Here is a 15,856-nt window from a genome sequence, read left to right as displayed (position 1 = left end):
CTAGCAAGCTCTTTTCTATTAGTATTAGTTTTTCATTTTCGGATCAAGCGCATCTCTTAATCCGTCCCCCATTAAGTTAAATCCAAGAACAGTTAGCATAATTGCAAGTCCAGGGAAAATCATTGTCCAAGGTGCATTCATTAAATAAATGCGTGCATCCGCTAACATTTTACCCCATTCTGGTTGAGGCGGTTCCGCTCCTAAACCTAAGAAGCTGAGAGCTGCCGCTTCAATGATAGCAGTCGCAATTGCTAATGTACCTTGAACGATGACTGGTGCAAAAGAGTTTGGCAATATGTGTCTTAATAATATTCTGGAATCTTTCATTCCAATTGCCTTTGCTGCTGTTATATATTCTTCTTCTTTAACACTTAACACTTTTGAACGAATTAACCTTCCAAAATTCGGCACGTTTACGATAGCAATGGCAATGAGAGCATTTTGTAAGGAACTACCTAAAATTGAAACAATTGCAATAGCCAATAATATACTTGGAAAGGCTAGTAAAATATCAAAGACCCTTGAAATGATCGTATCAACCCATCGACCATAATAGCCTGCAATGATTCCTAAAAAACTACCAAGAACAGCAGACAATACAACCGCACCAAATCCGACTGTTAAAGAAATTTGTGCCCCCCATACAACACGAGAAAAAATATCTCTTCCAAATTCATCTGTTCCGAACCAAAATTCACTTGAAGGAGGTACTAAATGAGTGCTTGGATCTCCTAACTTTTGCTCGTTAATCCCTTCAGGAGCAATAATTGGAGCAAAAAGTGCAACAAGGATGAAAAACAATACAATGACTGTTCCCGCTACAGCCGATTTACTTCTTAGAAAAGTGCGTAACGCTTCTTTCCAAGGAGACGTCACTTTATCTTCCACTTCTTGCACATTCATGTCTTTTGTTGCTGTTTCTGCCATAGTCTCCCCCTCCTTCTAGTTGTACTTAATCCGCTTGTCAATGAATGAATATAAAATATCGACAATAAAGTTGATAATGACGAAGAGAAATGCCACAACTAAAATGCCAGATTGAATCACCGGATAATCCCTAAATCCAATTGCTTCATATATGTAGCGACCAATTCCTGGCCAACTAAAAATTGTTTCTGTTAAAATAGCTCCACCTAACAGCATTCCAGTTTGTAAACCAATTACCGTTAAAATTGGAATAATTGCATTTTTTAAAGCATGTTTATACACGACAATAAACATTTTTTGTCCTTTTGCACGAGCTGTGCGAATGTAATCAGATCGCATTACTTCAAGCATAGATGAACGAGTCATTCTGGCAATAATCGCCATCGGGATAGTTGCAAGAGCCATTCCAGGCAAAATTAGATGTTTTACGACTGTTCCGAATTGATCATATCTACCTTGAATTAATGTATCGATTAAATAAAAATGCGTTATGGCCATAATTGGATCTCGTACTTCCTCACGTCCAGAAGTAGGAAACCATCCTAAATTAATGCTGAACAACCATTGTTCTAACAAACCAAGCCAAAACACTGGCACCGATACGCCAATTAAAGCAATTACCATTGCTAAATAATCAAACCAAGTATTTTGGAACCAAGCTGATATAATACCAGCATTCATTCCGATTACAACTGCAATAACCATCGCAAAAAACGCTAATTCAAAGGTAGCGGCAAGATATGGCCAAATTTCAGTAGATATTGGTTGATTTGTTCGCATTGATACTCCTAAGTCTCCTGTAAGCAACCCTTTTAAGTAATCAAAATATTGGATATACCACGGATTATTTAGTCCTAAATTTTCTCTTAATGCTTCCACAGATTCTTTTGTTGCTTGTTGTCCTAAAATCATTTGGGCTGGATCCCCAGGAATTGCACGAATAATTAAAAATACAATAAAAGTCATTCCAAGAAGCACAGGGATTAGTTGCAAAAATCTACGCCCTATGTAGTGAAGCATATTCTTCACCCCTCTACAAATGGTATAAATGCTTGGCACTCATACAACTTGCATGAGTGCCTTGCATGAAATTACTGAATTTCTACATTCGATAATACTTCTGAACCCGTTGGATGTGGTTTGTAGTTCGTTACACCTTTCTTAGCAGCAAGAAGTGGTATAGAGTGAGCTAATGGTACCCAAGGAGCGTCTTCTTTTATAATCTCTTGAGCTTTCTTATATAGCTCATTTCTCTTTTCTTCGTCTACTTCAGATTGAGCTTGGATTAGTAAGTTGTGAACTTCTTCGTTTGAATAGTACGCATAGTTATTGCTTCCGATTGTATCTTTATCTAGTAATGTATAAATGAAGTTATCTGCATCCCCATTGTCACCAGTCCAACCTAATAAGAATGCATCGAATTCACCATTTTTCGCCATATCTAAATATGTTGCCCATTCTGCCGTTTTAATTTCAGATGGAATTCCAACGTCTTGTAAGTTTTTCTGAATAGCTTCAGCAACTTTTCTTCCATCTGGCATGTATGGACGTGGTACAGGCATCGCCCAAAGTTCAATTGGTGTACCATCATATCCAGCTTGAGCAAGAAGTTCTTTTGCTTTTTCAGGATTGTATTCATAATCTTGAATTTCATCGTTATAACCGCTGATGGAAGGTGGCATTGGGTTTACTGCCACTTCAGCTCTTCCTAAGAAGAATGCATCTACAATTGCTTGTTTATCAATTGCATGGTTCACTGCTTGACGCACTAGTTTATTATCAAATGGTGGACGAGTGTTCGTTAAACCTAAATAACCAATGTTCATAGATGGGCGTTCAATTAATTGTAAATTTGCATTTCCTTCAACTGATTGTGCATCTGATGGATTAATTCCGTCTGCTAAATCGATTTCCCCAGCAACTAATGCATTTAAGCGCGCTGAGTTATCAGGAATAGAGCGGAAAATAACTTTGTCTAACTTTGGTAAACCTTCTTGCCAGTAATCTTCAAATTTTTCAAGTGTAATAGAATCATTTCGTTTCCATTCAACAAACTTAAATGGTCCAGTACCAACTGGATTATCTCCAAAGCTTTCACCATATTGATCTAAAGCTGTAGGTGAAGCAATACCGAATGAGAACATCGCTAAGTTTTTCAAGAATGGTGCTTGTGGTCTTGATAATTTAAAAATCACCGTATAATCGCCATCAGCAATTACTTCACTAATAATATCTTCTCCATCCGCTTTAAACATGGAGTGATAGTAATAGAATTTTTCTGAAGCTCCAGCTTTCCAGCGTTCGAAGTTTTTCACTACCGCTTCAGCATTGAAATCTGTACCATCATGGAACTTGACACCTTCACGTAGTTTAAACGTATACGTTAAACCATCTTCACTTACTTCCCAGCTCTCAGCAAGTCCTGGGTGAATCGTTGTATCTTGCTCACCGAAATTTACTAATGTTTCATATATGTTGATTGTTACTTTTGCAGATTCACCATCTGTAACAATCGCTGGGTCTAGAGATACTGAATCTCCACCGCGTCCAAATACTAATACTTGCGGTACATTTGATTTTTTGTCTCCGTCCGTTTCAGCTGGTTCATTCGCTTTATCATTACCGCTACAAGCAGCCAAAACGAATATCAGTAGAAGCAGTCCTACTGACCAAAGTTTTTTCAACATAAAACCCCTCCTAATTTCAAATCTTAAATTTATGTCATTGCTGCGGTTCATCATAAAGATGACACGCAACAGAATGACCAGGTTTAACTTCTTTTAATTCTGGAACTTTTGTCTTACATGCTTCTGATGCAAATGGACATCTTGGTTGGAATAAACAACCATTCTTTGGTAGAGATTCTGCAACATCTCCTTGAATCAAGATTTGTTCCTTTTGATAAGTAGGGTCCGGTATTGGAACGGAAGAAAGCAACACTTTTGTATACGGATGTAACGGTTCCTCATAAAGAGAATCACATTCAGCTAATTCTACTAATCTTCCTAAATACATGACTCCTACCCGATCACTAATGTGTCGTACAACACCTAAATCGTGTGCAATAAATATATATGTTAGTTTCAAATCTTCTTGTAAGCGCTTCATTAGATTTAGAACTTGAGCCTGTATCGAAACGTCTAATGCTGACACTGGTTCATCCGCAATGATGAGTTTTGGATTTGTCATGAGAGCTCTTGCAATACCAATTCGCTGTCTTTGCCCACCGCTAAATTGGTGGGGATATCTTTTTGCATGGTACGAATTTAAACCGACGATTTGAAGAAATTCTTTTACCATTTCTTTTCGAACACTTTTATTTCCAATACCATGAACAATTAACGGTTCTTCTAATATTTGTTCAACAGTATGTCTTGGATTTAATGAAGCATAAGGGTCTTGGAACACCATTTGTAAATCTCTTCTTGCTTTCCGCATCTCACTTTTTGAGAGAGATGTTAGTTCAATGCCATTAAAATAGATTTTTCCATCCGTCGGCTCCAAAAGCCGCATAATCATTCTTCCTGTTGTGGACTTTCCGCAGCCCGATTCTCCCACAATACCAAGAGTCTCTCCTTCATATACTTCAAAAGAAACTCCATCAACCGCTTTCACTACTTCTGTCGATTTTGTAAATCCCTTTTTTTTCTTGGGAAAATGCTTTTTTAATTGTTCAACTTTCAACAGCACGTTTGTCATCCGCAATCCCCTCCCCTTTTTCCAATAAGAAACATCTTGCTTTGTGATTGTCTGAAACATCATATATTGGAGGATTTTCAGCAAAGCAACGTTTTTGCGCAAATTCACATCTTGGTGCAAATCGGCATCCTACTTTTATTGAACCAGGTTTCGGCACTGCACCAGGAATCGAGTAGAGCGTTTCTTTTTTCTGTCGCATATCTGGAACTGATTGAATTAATCCTCTTGTATATGGATGGCTTGGATTTTTAAATATTTCTATCACTGGTGCTTCTTCCACAATTTGTCCACTATACATTACAATGACTCGTTCACATATTTCCGCTACTACTCCTAAATCGTGGGTAATGAGAAGAACAGCTGAATTAAATTTTTTATTCAAATCTTGCATTAACTTCATAATTTGCGCTTGAATGGTTACATCCAAAGCAGTTGTCGGTTCGTCCGCAATAACAAGTTTCGGATTACATGCCAACGCCATCGCAATCATCACACGTTGTCTCATACCCCCCGATAATTGATGGGGATATTCTTTCATTAATTCTTCTGCCCGACGTAGCCCAACAAGTTTCATCATTTCAATGGCATGATTGGCAGCCTTCTTTTTATCCCACTTATTATGTATTCGTATGGCCTCTATCAATTGGTTACCAATTGTATAGAGGGGATTTAAAGACGTCATTGGTTCTTGAAATATCATGGCAATATCTTTTCCTCGAATCTTTCTCATTTCTTTTTCAGAAAGCTTCGTTAAATCTTTACCTTCAAGTAATATTTCACCTGATGTAATTTTTCCTGGAGGGTTTGGAACTAGTCCCATTATGGATAACGAGGTAACACTTTTCCCGCAACCAGATTCTCCAACAATTCCTAATATCTCTCCCTCATAAACTTTAAAATCTATATGATCTACTGCAGGAATTTTTCCGTCGTTAGTAAAAAACGTCGTTTCTAATCCTTTTACCTCTAACAACACTTTTCTTTCCATGTATTCACCCCATTTGTTTTTTGTAGCTTCGTGTTGAAAAATTGACTCATTTTACTTTTTACTTAGAATTTTCTGAAATAATATTGCAAAAAAAATTCGCTTGAATAAATGGCTTAGTTAATCATCCTTCTACCTTCAATCAAATATACTACTAGTAAAAAAGTAGAATATCATAATATAATGATTTAATTTTAACAAATGCTAGCACTAGCGTCGCATTAAAATAATTTAACACCTTCAAATAAACCGAATTTTCTGAAATATAATCCAAACACAAAAAAAGCCTTTATAATGGTTGGGTGGTAGTAAACCATCCAAATCCAATACAAAGGACAAAACTATGGATAAGTTTACACGAAAAACATCATTTGAACAATGGTTTTCACCGATTAATCGTCCATTATTTGACGACCTAGTGAAAACACATCAATTAAATCACTATACCAAGAAGCTTTATATGGCTTCATTTATGAAACTGCTTTTGTATGCCCAACTCCATGAAACCGAGAGTTTACGGGCGTTGAGTGACGCTGTCTTTTTAGAAGAATTACAACGAGCAACGGGATTGGAATCGATTAGTTTTTCACAGTTAGGGAGACGAATCAATACCATCCCAACTGAGTTCTTTCAAACGATTTTTCTCGATTTAGTGGCACAAATTCATCGGAAAACCAATTTCCAAACAAGAAGAAAAGTGACAACGCCTTTGAAAATCATTGATTCGAGTACATTACCGCTTAATTTGACCAATCATCAGTGGGCAGAGTTTCGAAAAACAAAATCAGGAGTAAAGCTTCACTTACGACTTGTTTTTATGGAAAAAGGACTCTCCTATCCAGATAAAGCCGTACTCACGAATGCCAACGAACATGATCGTGGTCAACTAGAAGTATTCGTGGATGACAAAGAATGCATGTACGTGTTTGATCGTGGTTACTTGGATTATGGGCGCTTTGATCAAATGACGGAAGATGGCTATTTCTTTGTGACCCGTTTGCGTAAAAACGCTGTTGTCCGAGTGTTAGAATCCTTTTCGTTACCAGAAGATTCACCCGTATTCTCTGATGAAATGGTTGTCATTGGAACACCACAAAATCGTTCTGAAAACGTGTTTCGCTTACTCAAATTGCATGATACAAAAGGAAATGAGCTTCATTTACTGACAAATCGGTTTGACATTGACGCAGATGAAATTGCAGAAATCTACCAATCACGTTGGGCAATCGAACTTTTTTTCAAATGGATGAAACAACATCTGAACATTAAAAAGTTTTTTGGTCACAGTGAACAAGCTGTACATAATCAAGTGTACGTAGCCATGATAGTGTACTGTCTGAATGTTTTAGCTCAGCTGAACACGAATAGCGAACGCAGTTACTTACAAATTAGTCGCTATTTGAAGGCTTCTTTGTGGAAATCCGCTCACATTTGGTTACGAAAAATCGAAGGAAACGGCGTCCCATAAAGGTTTGCCAGTCGTTGTTGCACAAGTCATAGGTTATAGTAAAAAAATGGATGTTTACTACCCTCGCTTAGGTGTTTTCGTTTTTTCTCTAAAGTCCAGAAAAAATAAAACTGAAAATTCAGGCATTATTTATGCGACGGTAGTGAAATGCTAGATAAGAAAAAAAATTCCCTAAACTAAAAATTTTTCCATTTTACTAAACATTTTATACTTTTATATCTAACCTAGCAATATTTGTTTTATTACAGAAAATTTAGAATTATTCAATTTATTCAATCCAACAAAAGTTTTATTTTGTTTTTTGATCTATATAAGGTGATAAAGAAAATAAATATTTTTAGAGCATAACATTATTTTCAACATAAAAAACACCCAACCTCAATTGGTTGAGTGCAAAATCAATTATTCTAAATGTTGTATTTGGAATAAATCATGATAAACTCCCTTTTTCGCCATTAACGACTCATGAGTTCCTTCTTCAATTAGTTCACCATGATCGATAACAAATATTTTATCTGCATGGGTAATTGTTGAAAGACGGTGGGCAATAATGATTGTCGTTCTATCACTTGCCAAACGTTCCAAAGATTCCTGAATTAACGCCTCACTTTCTAAATCCAAAGCGGAAGTTGCTTCATCTAACACTAATATTGGAGGATTTTTTAAGAACACCCTTGCAATCGCGATGCGTTGTTTTTGACCTCCAGAAAGCTTCACACCTCGTTCTCCCACTTTTGTGTCATAGCCATTTGGCAAGGACATAATAAAATCATGAGCGTTTGCTGCTTTTGCTGCAGCAACGACTTCTTCATCCGTTGCATCTGGTTTTCCCATTAAAATATTTTGTTTCACTGAATCGCTGAATATAATATTGTCTTGCAATACAATCCCAATTTGCGAGCGCAATGATTTAATATCTACATCCCGCACGTCTCGCTCGTCAATTTTTACCGAACCACTTGTTACATCATAAAAGCGTGGAATAAGGCTAACAATCGTCGATTTTCCTCCACCGCTCATTCCTACAAACGCAGCTGTTTCTCCTGGTTGAATTGTAAAGTTTACATTTTTCAAGACTGTTTTACCTTCTTCTTCATACTTAAATTCAACATTTTTAAACTCTACTTTCCCCGATACAGGTGGTAAAGGCAATGCATTCGGTTTATTTTGAACATCATATTCTTCATCCATCAAACTAAACATTCGATCCATAGAAGCAATGGATTGAGTAAGCGTTGTCGATGAGTTCACCAATCTTCTTAGCGGTGCATACAATCGCTCGATATATCCCATGAAGGCTGCCATTTCACCGACAGAAAGTTGTCCATTAATGATTAAATATGATGCAAAACCGATCACTAATAATGGCGCAATATCCGTTATGGTGTTAACAACCGCAAAAGATTTTGCATTCCATCTTGTATGATCCAACGATTTTTCTAAAAACTCTCCATTTTCTTTATCAAAAATCTTTTGCTCATGTTCCTCAAGAGCAAAACTTTTTATGATGCTGATGCCGCTTACTCTTTCATGTAAATAGCTTTGTACATTTGCTAACGCTTGCGAACGTATTCTTGTTAATGCCCTTAGTCTTCCAAAAAAATATTTTACGCTAATTGCAAATAAAGGAAGAGAAATAATAGAAACAATTGTTAACTTCCAATTCATTGTTAACATGATTCCTATTACAATAAGAATCGTTGTCATATCAAGCCACAAGTTCATAAGACCAATCATCACGAAGTTTTTCGTTGATTCGACATCATTGATTACACGGGATATAATATCTCCTGCACGATGATTGGAATAATATTTCAAGCTTAATTTTTGCAAATGTACAAACAGTTTTTTTCGAATATCAAACAACACTTTATTGCTGACGTGTTGGGCAAAATATTGTCGGTAATATTCAACAGGTGGACGAATAATAAAGAAAATAATAATCGCTCCACCTAGCCAATAAACCAATTGCTCAATACGCTCGGCATTCGTTAATTCCGTATTTAATATAATATCATCGATTACAATTTTAGTTAAAAACGGAATAAATAAAGGAATAGCAAACTTAATAACTCCTATAATGAGGGTTAACATAATTTCCCAATAATAGGGTTTTACAAATTGCATATATCTTCTAATACTATCCAAATATCGTCACATCCTTAATGCCACCCAAAGTTAGTTGAGTTCAAATTTTACTAATTGATATTTCATAAATAGAACGTTTATATTTTACCACAATAAAAAGACGTCTCTTCATATGAGACGCCATTGTTCGTTATTTAGTGTTAGACCGCATGTCTTTATAAAATAAATAACGGTTTGTCCAAACTTCAATAAAGTCTTGGGCAAAAGGCCCTTTTTTTTGCTTTACCCAGCTCAACAATTTCGTTACATTTCGCTTTAAAATTTTATCAATTACTTCTGGATATCCCATTTCATTTTTATGTTGTTCATATTCATCTTCGTCTAATAATGTGTAAGATTTATCTGGAAATACTTTTATATCCAAGTCATAATCAATGTATTTAATTGCGTTATTGTCAAATACGAAAGGAGAACTCATGTTGCAGTAATAATAAACTCCATCTTCACGCAACATGCAAATAATATTAAACCAATGTTCTGCATGAAAATAACATATGGAAGGTTCCCTTGTAAGCCAAGTTCGACCATCCGCTTCCGTTACGAGCGTTCTGTCATTCGCTCCAATAATAATATTTTTCGTTCCTTTTAAAACCATCGTTTCATGCCAAACTCGGTGGATGCTTCCATTATGTTTATAACTATGTATTTGTATGGTTTCTCCTTCTTTCGGTACCGTCATTTTAGCCCCACCTTTACTCTTTCTCTATATACTCACGTTTATTATATCAATGTTTATAAAAACTTGTAGAAAATTACCCATTCTTTTATTTATTATATTTAGAAATTTCCTTTTTTTCTATTTAAAATGTCATAAAATTACATAAAAGCTGTGTGACAATAAGCTACAAATACAAAAATAAGGTATAGACAGACGTCTATACCTGGAAGTGAAATTTATTCACTAATTGAATAATACCTTATTTGTTGTTATTGCGGTTGTTGTTTTGTTGGTTTTGTTGATTTTGTTGTTGTTTATTTTGTTGATCCTGACGAGTTTGTTGAAAATCTTGTTCTTGAGCAAACTCCTCTTGGTTATTTTTGTTGCGATTTTTTGCCATGAATATTCACCTCCACGCTAGATATTGTGGACAGATGAACAGGTTATTATTCCAAAGGTTTAAAAATATATTGTTTCAAGAAATTCTTAATTTTTATCATTGGCACAGGAAGTGGTAATTCCTCAATTTCTTTTAATGTTACGAACTGAACCATGTTTCCTAATGGTCCAATTTCTTTTACTTCTACTAAATGACATCGTAAATTCCAAATGAGATGTGAAAATACATGTTTTTGTTCAAAAAAATCTTCTTCCAATACTTTTGTAATTTTAACATTGTATGTTTTTTCAAAAGAGTTCCCTGTTTCTTCAGGTGATTTTTCCACAAAAATCATCGGAAATTGCCACATATTTGCAAGCAAGCCATCACTATGTCTTTTTTCAAATAAGACTTTCCCATCATTCACTGCGATGTAAACATCGTAATATTCGTTTTTTACTTTTGTTTTCTTCGACTTTATTGGCAACTGATCTGCGTCACCTTCCATAAAACCGACACAATATTCTCTAACAGGACAAAGTAAACATTTTGGTGAAGTCGGAGTACAAATCATCGCTCCCAAATCCATTAACGCTTGATTAAAATCGCCTGGGTATTCAGGATGAATAAGTTGTTCGACAGCTTTTTCAAATGTTTTGCGAGTTTTTGGAAGGGCAATATCTTCTGTTATATGTAAAACGCGGCTCAACACACGCATGACATTTCCGTCGACTGCGTGTTCTGGAAGATTATACGCAATGCTTAATATCGCTCCAGCAGTATAGGAACCTATACCTTTTAATTGTTGTAAATCATGGCGATTGTTCGGAACAATACCCCCGTATTTTTCTACAACTTCTTTAACGCCGCTTTGTAAATTCCGTGCTCTTGAATAATATCCTAAGCCTTCCCACATTTTTAATAATTCTTCTTCATCGGCATATGCTAAAGCTTCAATGGAAGGATATTTCTCTATAAAACGATGATAATAAGGAATAACCGTATCAACTCTTGTTTGTTGAAGCATCACTTCTGATACCCAAATTTTATATGGATCTTTCGTACGTCTCCAAGGTAAATCTCTTTTTTCACGGTGAAACCAATCAACAAGACTTTGTCGAAATTGTTGCGAATATGGATATTTCACTAGTACCTCCTACCAGTTTTCGATTTTAATTTTAATTAAAAGGGTATAATATAGTTATATAAATTTTGCATTTATTTTTAAAAAGTGTAGTCCTCCGATTATAAGGAGTTGATTTGGATGGATACAGGTACACATCTTGTCATGGGCATTGCGCTCGGAGGCTTATCTTTAATGGATCCAGTTGTTGCAAATCATAGCGTTACATTTGCAGCCGTTTTAACTGGGACGATTGTTGGTTCCCAAGCACCCGATGTAGATACGGTGTTGAAACTTCGCAATAATGCGGTTTATATAAGACACCATCGTGGCATTACCCACTCCACTCCTGCAGTCATTCTTTGGTCTATTGGAATTACCGCAATTGTATCACTCATTTTCCAAGACGCCAATGTACTACATCTTTGGCTATGGACATTTATTGCCGTCTTTTTGCATGTATTTGTCGATATATTTAATGCTTACGGAACTCAAGCATTACGCCCCTTTTCAAGAAAGTGGATCGCCCTAGGTGTCATCAATACCTTTGATCCATATATTTTTGCTATCCACTGTATTGGAATAATTTTATGGGCTTTAGGTTCAAACCCGGTAATAATCTTCTCCATTATGTATTTCATCATCATCGGTTATTATATTTTAAGATTTTTACTTCAACAATCTGTAAAAAATGCCGTTCGTAAAACGATTCCAGATGCAAAAATCATCATTGTTGCCCCAACGATGCGTTTTTTCACTTGGCGGGTTGCAGCAAAATCTGAAACTCATTACTATGTAGGACGAGCATTTGGAAGAACGATTAATATATACGATAAATTTAAAATTCGTCCTCTACCAAAAACGCCATTGGTGGAAAAAGCATTGAGTGATCCAAATTTATCTGCTTTTTTATCGTTCTCGCCAATTTATCATTGGGACATTTCTGAACTAGAAAATGGACTTACAGAAGTTCGATTAGTCGATTTAAGATATCGAAGTAATGAACATTATCCTTTTGTTGCGGTAGCTCATTTGGATGAAGATTTAAACATTATTACTTCTTATACCGGTTGGATTTACAGTGAAGACAAACTACAACGAAAATTGCAGATTGGTGCAAGTGATTGAAATTGAAGTGTTCTTTTGAAAAGTCATTATGAGACGGCTCACCTGCGACAAAGAAATTTGCTTCGACTAATATTTATAAAAATCATGATTTGAGGGTGTCTAGAAAGCTTTCGACTTTCAAGACACCCCTTTTCATTACTGTTCTTCCAATAAATGTGCATATTTCGGGTTACGTCCTGCAAATTCATGGATTTTATCGCCATAACTTTCAATCCATTGGCGAATAATTCTTTCTGTATATTCGGCCCCACGATAGACATAACCAGCTTTTGCATATGTTGCTTCAAAATCAGACCATAATAATTCAATCCAAGTGCGAGCTTTGTTTTCAGATAAAAACGGATTTTTTTCTAATAATTCTTTCGTCAATTTATCCATAAGTGTGTATGCGTCCATATTATTCCCCCGCTTTCAATGGTGAGAGCATGGAAATTGGTAACGCTTCTTCAAAATTTTCACCGTTTAATCGGAAACCCCATGCAAAGCGTCCTTTTAAATATTCTACTTTGAAATATTCCCCAGGAGCACCATCAATTCTGTAAATCTCACCAGGCTTAATAAGTGACGGATCCATTAAATACGCTTGAGCCATAAGCGCTTTTCTTTCGTAAACCGCAAACTCATTGACGATTCCTAATTGTTCTGCTTTTCTTGCTTTTTCCTTAAGGTTTGCTATTTCCTGTCTCAATTCTTCTGGAGTCATTTGAGCATAAGTTTTTTTCATTCCTTCTCCCTCTTTTCATCGATAAATCGCTCGATTATCTCTAATGGAAATCCTTTTTGATACAGGGCTTGTTTTACTTTTAATTCAAGTTGCTTGTCTTCATATTTCCGAACATATTTATTCCAAATTTTCTCACCTTGTATGGTAATTAATTCGTACCATTCATCATCTTCTCGCTCTAATTGAATTTGGTCAAGTATTTCATTCACAATTTCAAAAGAATATCCTTTTCGAATTAATACGTCCTGTATTTTTTGCTTTATTTGGGTAGGTGTTTTATTGCTATTCATCTTCACTGTTTTTTCAGCTAACTGCATCGCTAATTGCATTTGTTCTTCATATGTAAATGATTTTAATGTTTTTTCGAGCGTTTTTTTATCAATTCCTTTTTTTATTAAGTCTTGCTTTATAGCCATTGGACCTTTTTTTGCAGTTTTTTTCCTTGTTTCAAGCAATGCTTTTGAATACGTTTCATCATTGAGGAAACCTAATTTTTCAAGTTTCCGAATTGCTTCGAGTACAACTGATTCGCCAAAGCCCGCATCAAGCAACTTTTTTTTCACCTCATATTCACTTCGCATTTGATAGCTTAAATATGATAATGCTCGATTAAAGGCTTTCGCAATTTCATCCTCATATGCAATTTCATCAATTTCAAATGAATCGAGTAATTTCCCTTTTGTTAAGCCAAACTTAATTAAAGTGGATTCATCTACTGAAAAGGCAAATTCTTCATTTAAATATATATTGTATCGCTCTTTATTATTTTTTTGACGGGTGATTTTTGTAATTACTTGCATTGAAACACTCCTCGTTTTTAGTATACACAAAATCCCGAAACGTTCATATGATTTGGGATATTCGCCATTCGATATAAGTCGCATAAACACTTTCTTTTTGCACAATCTAAGGCAAAAAGGAGAGGAGGTAGCAAGTTGAAATGGATCAATATTGCCCTGGCCATTGTTTTGTTATTTAGTATCCCAGCACCTCAAGCATTCGCAAAAGAATACCATTGGGGTTTTACAAAATCGAAAAATGGAAATCCCCCAGATGTTGGTGCAGAGTTTGAAGGTTTATTAAAAAACTACGGTGCGTTATATAGAGGAAATCCAGAGAAAAAAGTAATTTATTTAACTTTCGATAACGGATTTGAAGCAGGTTATACGGAAAAAATACTCGATACATTAAAGAAAGAAAATGTGAAAGCAACCTTTTTCTTAACGGGACATTATTTAACAAGTGCATCGGATTTAGTGAAGAGAATGGTTAAAGAGGGGCATACTATCGGGAACCATTCAGATAAGCATCCGAACATGGCTAGATTATCTCGCGAAGGAATGATCAGAGAATGGCAAAATTTTGATAAGAAATTAAAAGAGATTACGGGTATTAATCGTACTTATTATGTTCGACCACCTGAAGGAATTTTTAATACTGAATTGTTAGAAGTAGGCAATGAAAATGGCTATACTCACATCTTTTGGTCCATTGCTTTCAGAGATTGGGATACCGATCAAAAGAAAGGTGCAGAATACGCATACAACGAGTTAATCAGTCAGCTGCATCCCGGAGCTATCATATTAATGCATACGGTTGCTGAACATAATGCTGATGCATTGCCGGATTTTATAAAAGAAGCGAAAAAACAGGGTTATACTTTTGGAACCTTGGATGATCTTGTATTTGATCATTTAGTTGATGATTATTTATGGGGGAAAGCTTCTTAATATAATTTGTGGAACCCATTTTAAAATGGGTTCCTTTTACAATGCTTGCTTGTGCAGATAATTTCATTACTTGTACGGATACAACTTCTGCTTGAGCAGATAAACATCACACTTGTGCATTAAGCTCCCCTGTTTGTGTGGATAACTCTTCTACTTGTGCGGATAAACATAGTACTCGTGCACTTAAATTCCTTTCTTGTGAGGATACAACTCCTGCTTGTGTAAATAAACCTCGCTTGTGCAGTTACCTCCACCGCTAATGCGTATACAACCCCTTCTCTTGCAGATATTGTGCAAATACCCTCAACTTTAGAAATAAAATCCTTCAACTTATAAAATCTACCTAATAAAAAAGCTGCCTAGAAAGTTTTCCTCTCCAAACAGCTTTTTATCTATTATTTAAACATCTTTTTCAAATTCGCCATTTCAATCGCAGAAACAGCTGCATCATAACCTTTATTTCCAGCTTTCGTTCCAGCGCGTTCAATCGCTTGTTCAATATTTTCCGTTGTAACAATTCCGAAAATGACTGGCACATTTGTTTGCAGAGAAACTTGTGCAATGCCTTTTGCTGCTTCATTACATACATAATCGTAATGAGTTGTAGAACCACGAATAACCGTTCCTAAACCGATTACCGCATCATACTCGCCAGTTTCAGCCATTTGTTTTGCAATAAACGGTATTTCAAAAGCACCCGGTACCCATGCCACATCAATATTTTCTTCATCCACTCCATGGCGCTTCAATCCGTCCATTGCGCCATCTAGCAATTTACTTGTAATAAATTCGTTAAATCTTCCTACTACAATGCCAATTTTCAGCCCTGTTCCAACTAAATTTGCTTCAAATATTTTTCCCATTTCCAACTACTCCCTCTTCTAAAA

The 15,856-nt window shown here is 35.8% G+C and carries 16 protein-coding genes; 3 read left to right on the top strand and 13 right to left on the bottom strand.

Going from position 1 to position 15,856, the window contains the following annotated elements:
* Window positions 1-24: 24 nt before the first annotated feature.
* The 5 genes from NSU17_RS11145 to NSU17_RS11125 all read right to left on the bottom strand — a co-directional run bounded on the left by NSU17_RS11145 (window position 25) and on the right by NSU17_RS11125 (window position 5,614).
* Window positions 25-927 carry an ABC transporter permease gene (locus NSU17_RS11145; RefSeq protein ID WP_340705033.1) on the bottom strand — a complete coding sequence of 301 codons (903 nt, stop codon included), beginning with the start codon at window positions 925-927 and terminating at the stop codon, window positions 25-27.
* Window positions 928-942: 15 nt separating this feature from the next.
* Complete coding sequence (locus NSU17_RS11140; RefSeq protein ID WP_340433691.1) at window positions 943-1,947, bottom strand: ABC transporter permease; 1,005 nt, start codon at window positions 1,945-1,947, stop codon at window positions 943-945.
* A 71-nt stretch (window positions 1,948-2,018) separates the two neighbouring features.
* The gene (locus NSU17_RS11135; RefSeq protein WP_340705032.1) at window positions 2,019-3,614 is read right to left on the bottom strand and encodes an ABC transporter substrate-binding protein; all 1,596 of its coding nucleotides are present in this window, start codon (window positions 3,612-3,614) and stop codon (window positions 2,019-2,021) included.
* Window positions 3,615-3,648: 34 nt separating this feature from the next.
* Entirely contained in the window at window positions 3,649-4,626 is a 978-nt protein-coding gene (locus NSU17_RS11130) for an ABC transporter ATP-binding protein (protein WP_340705031.1), read from the bottom strand.
* The gene (locus NSU17_RS11125; protein WP_340705030.1) at window positions 4,601-5,614 is read right to left on the bottom strand and encodes an ABC transporter ATP-binding protein; all 1,014 of its coding nucleotides are present in this window, start codon (window positions 5,612-5,614) and stop codon (window positions 4,601-4,603) included. The genes NSU17_RS11130 and NSU17_RS11125 overlap by 26 nt, the downstream gene beginning before the upstream one ends.
* Before the next feature lie 340 nt (window positions 5,615-5,954).
* Between NSU17_RS11125 and NSU17_RS11120 the strand changes: the two genes are divergently transcribed.
* Window positions 5,955-7,079 (top strand): IS4 family transposase, encoded by a 1,125-nt coding sequence (locus NSU17_RS11120; protein WP_096550405.1) that lies wholly within the window; start codon window positions 5,955-5,957, stop codon window positions 7,077-7,079.
* 402 nt (window positions 7,080-7,481) lie between these two features.
* Here the strand turns inward: NSU17_RS11120 and NSU17_RS11115 are convergent, their stop codons facing one another.
* The 4 genes from NSU17_RS11115 to mutY form a co-directional block, all read right to left on the bottom strand.
* Entirely contained in the window at window positions 7,482-9,227 is a 1,746-nt protein-coding gene (locus NSU17_RS11115) for an ABC transporter ATP-binding protein (RefSeq protein WP_340705029.1), read from the bottom strand.
* 130 nt (window positions 9,228-9,357) lie between these two features.
* Complete coding sequence (ntdP, locus tag NSU17_RS11110; protein ID WP_340705028.1) at window positions 9,358-9,906, bottom strand: nucleoside tri-diphosphate phosphatase; 549 nt, start codon at window positions 9,904-9,906, stop codon at window positions 9,358-9,360.
* Window positions 9,907-10,144: 238 nt separating this feature from the next.
* Window positions 10,145-10,285: a hypothetical protein gene (locus NSU17_RS11105; protein ID WP_016837864.1), complete on the bottom strand. Its 141-nt coding sequence runs from the start codon at window positions 10,283-10,285 to the stop codon at window positions 10,145-10,147.
* Window positions 10,286-10,331: 46 nt separating this feature from the next.
* The gene (gene mutY / locus NSU17_RS11100) at window positions 10,332-11,411 is read right to left on the bottom strand and encodes an A/G-specific adenine glycosylase (protein WP_340705027.1); all 1,080 of its coding nucleotides are present in this window, start codon (window positions 11,409-11,411) and stop codon (window positions 10,332-10,334) included.
* Window positions 11,412-11,528: 117 nt separating this feature from the next.
* On the opposite strand from mutY, the gene NSU17_RS11095 reads away from it, so the two are divergent.
* On the top strand, window positions 11,529-12,515 hold the full coding sequence (locus tag NSU17_RS11095; protein WP_340705026.1) for a metal-dependent hydrolase: 987 nt from the start codon (window positions 11,529-11,531) through the stop codon (window positions 12,513-12,515).
* 135 nt (window positions 12,516-12,650) lie between these two features.
* On the opposite strand, the gene NSU17_RS11090 is transcribed toward NSU17_RS11095, so the two are convergent.
* Genes NSU17_RS11090 through recX form a run of 3 tightly spaced genes read right to left on the bottom strand, consistent with a single transcriptional unit; the run spans window position 12,651 to window position 14,039 of the window.
* Window positions 12,651-12,911, bottom strand: coding sequence for a YfhJ family protein (locus tag NSU17_RS11090; protein WP_016837867.1), 261 nt, complete (start codon window positions 12,909-12,911; stop codon window positions 12,651-12,653).
* A gap of 1 nt (window position 12,912) precedes the next feature.
* The gene (locus tag NSU17_RS11085; protein WP_168412752.1) at window positions 12,913-13,239 is read right to left on the bottom strand and encodes a YfhH family protein; all 327 of its coding nucleotides are present in this window, start codon (window positions 13,237-13,239) and stop codon (window positions 12,913-12,915) included.
* A complete protein-coding gene (recX, locus tag NSU17_RS11080) occupies window positions 13,236-14,039 on the bottom strand; it encodes a recombination regulator RecX (protein WP_016837869.1) in 804 nt (267 codons plus the stop codon). Before recX ends, NSU17_RS11085 begins: the two co-directional genes overlap by 4 nt.
* 135 nt (window positions 14,040-14,174) lie before the next feature.
* On the opposite strand from recX, the gene NSU17_RS11075 reads away from it, so the two are divergent.
* Entirely contained in the window at window positions 14,175-14,969 is a 795-nt protein-coding gene (locus NSU17_RS11075) for a delta-lactam-biosynthetic de-N-acetylase (protein ID WP_445684076.1), read from the top strand.
* A gap of 395 nt (window positions 14,970-15,364) precedes the next feature.
* On the opposite strand, the gene ribH is transcribed toward NSU17_RS11075, so the two are convergent.
* On the bottom strand, window positions 15,365-15,832 hold the full coding sequence (gene ribH / locus NSU17_RS11070) for a 6,7-dimethyl-8-ribityllumazine synthase (protein WP_026019034.1): 468 nt from the start codon (window positions 15,830-15,832) through the stop codon (window positions 15,365-15,367).
* Between the last annotated feature and the right edge of the window lie 24 nt (window positions 15,833-15,856).

This window comes from Ureibacillus sp. FSL K6-2830 (assembly GCF_038004145.1).
In the GTDB taxonomy this organism is placed as follows: Bacteria; Bacillota; Bacilli; order Bacillales_A; family Planococcaceae; genus Ureibacillus; species Ureibacillus thermosphaericus.
Note: the sequence above shows the minus strand (reverse complement) of the source record. Positions and strands in the feature narration are given on the sequence as shown.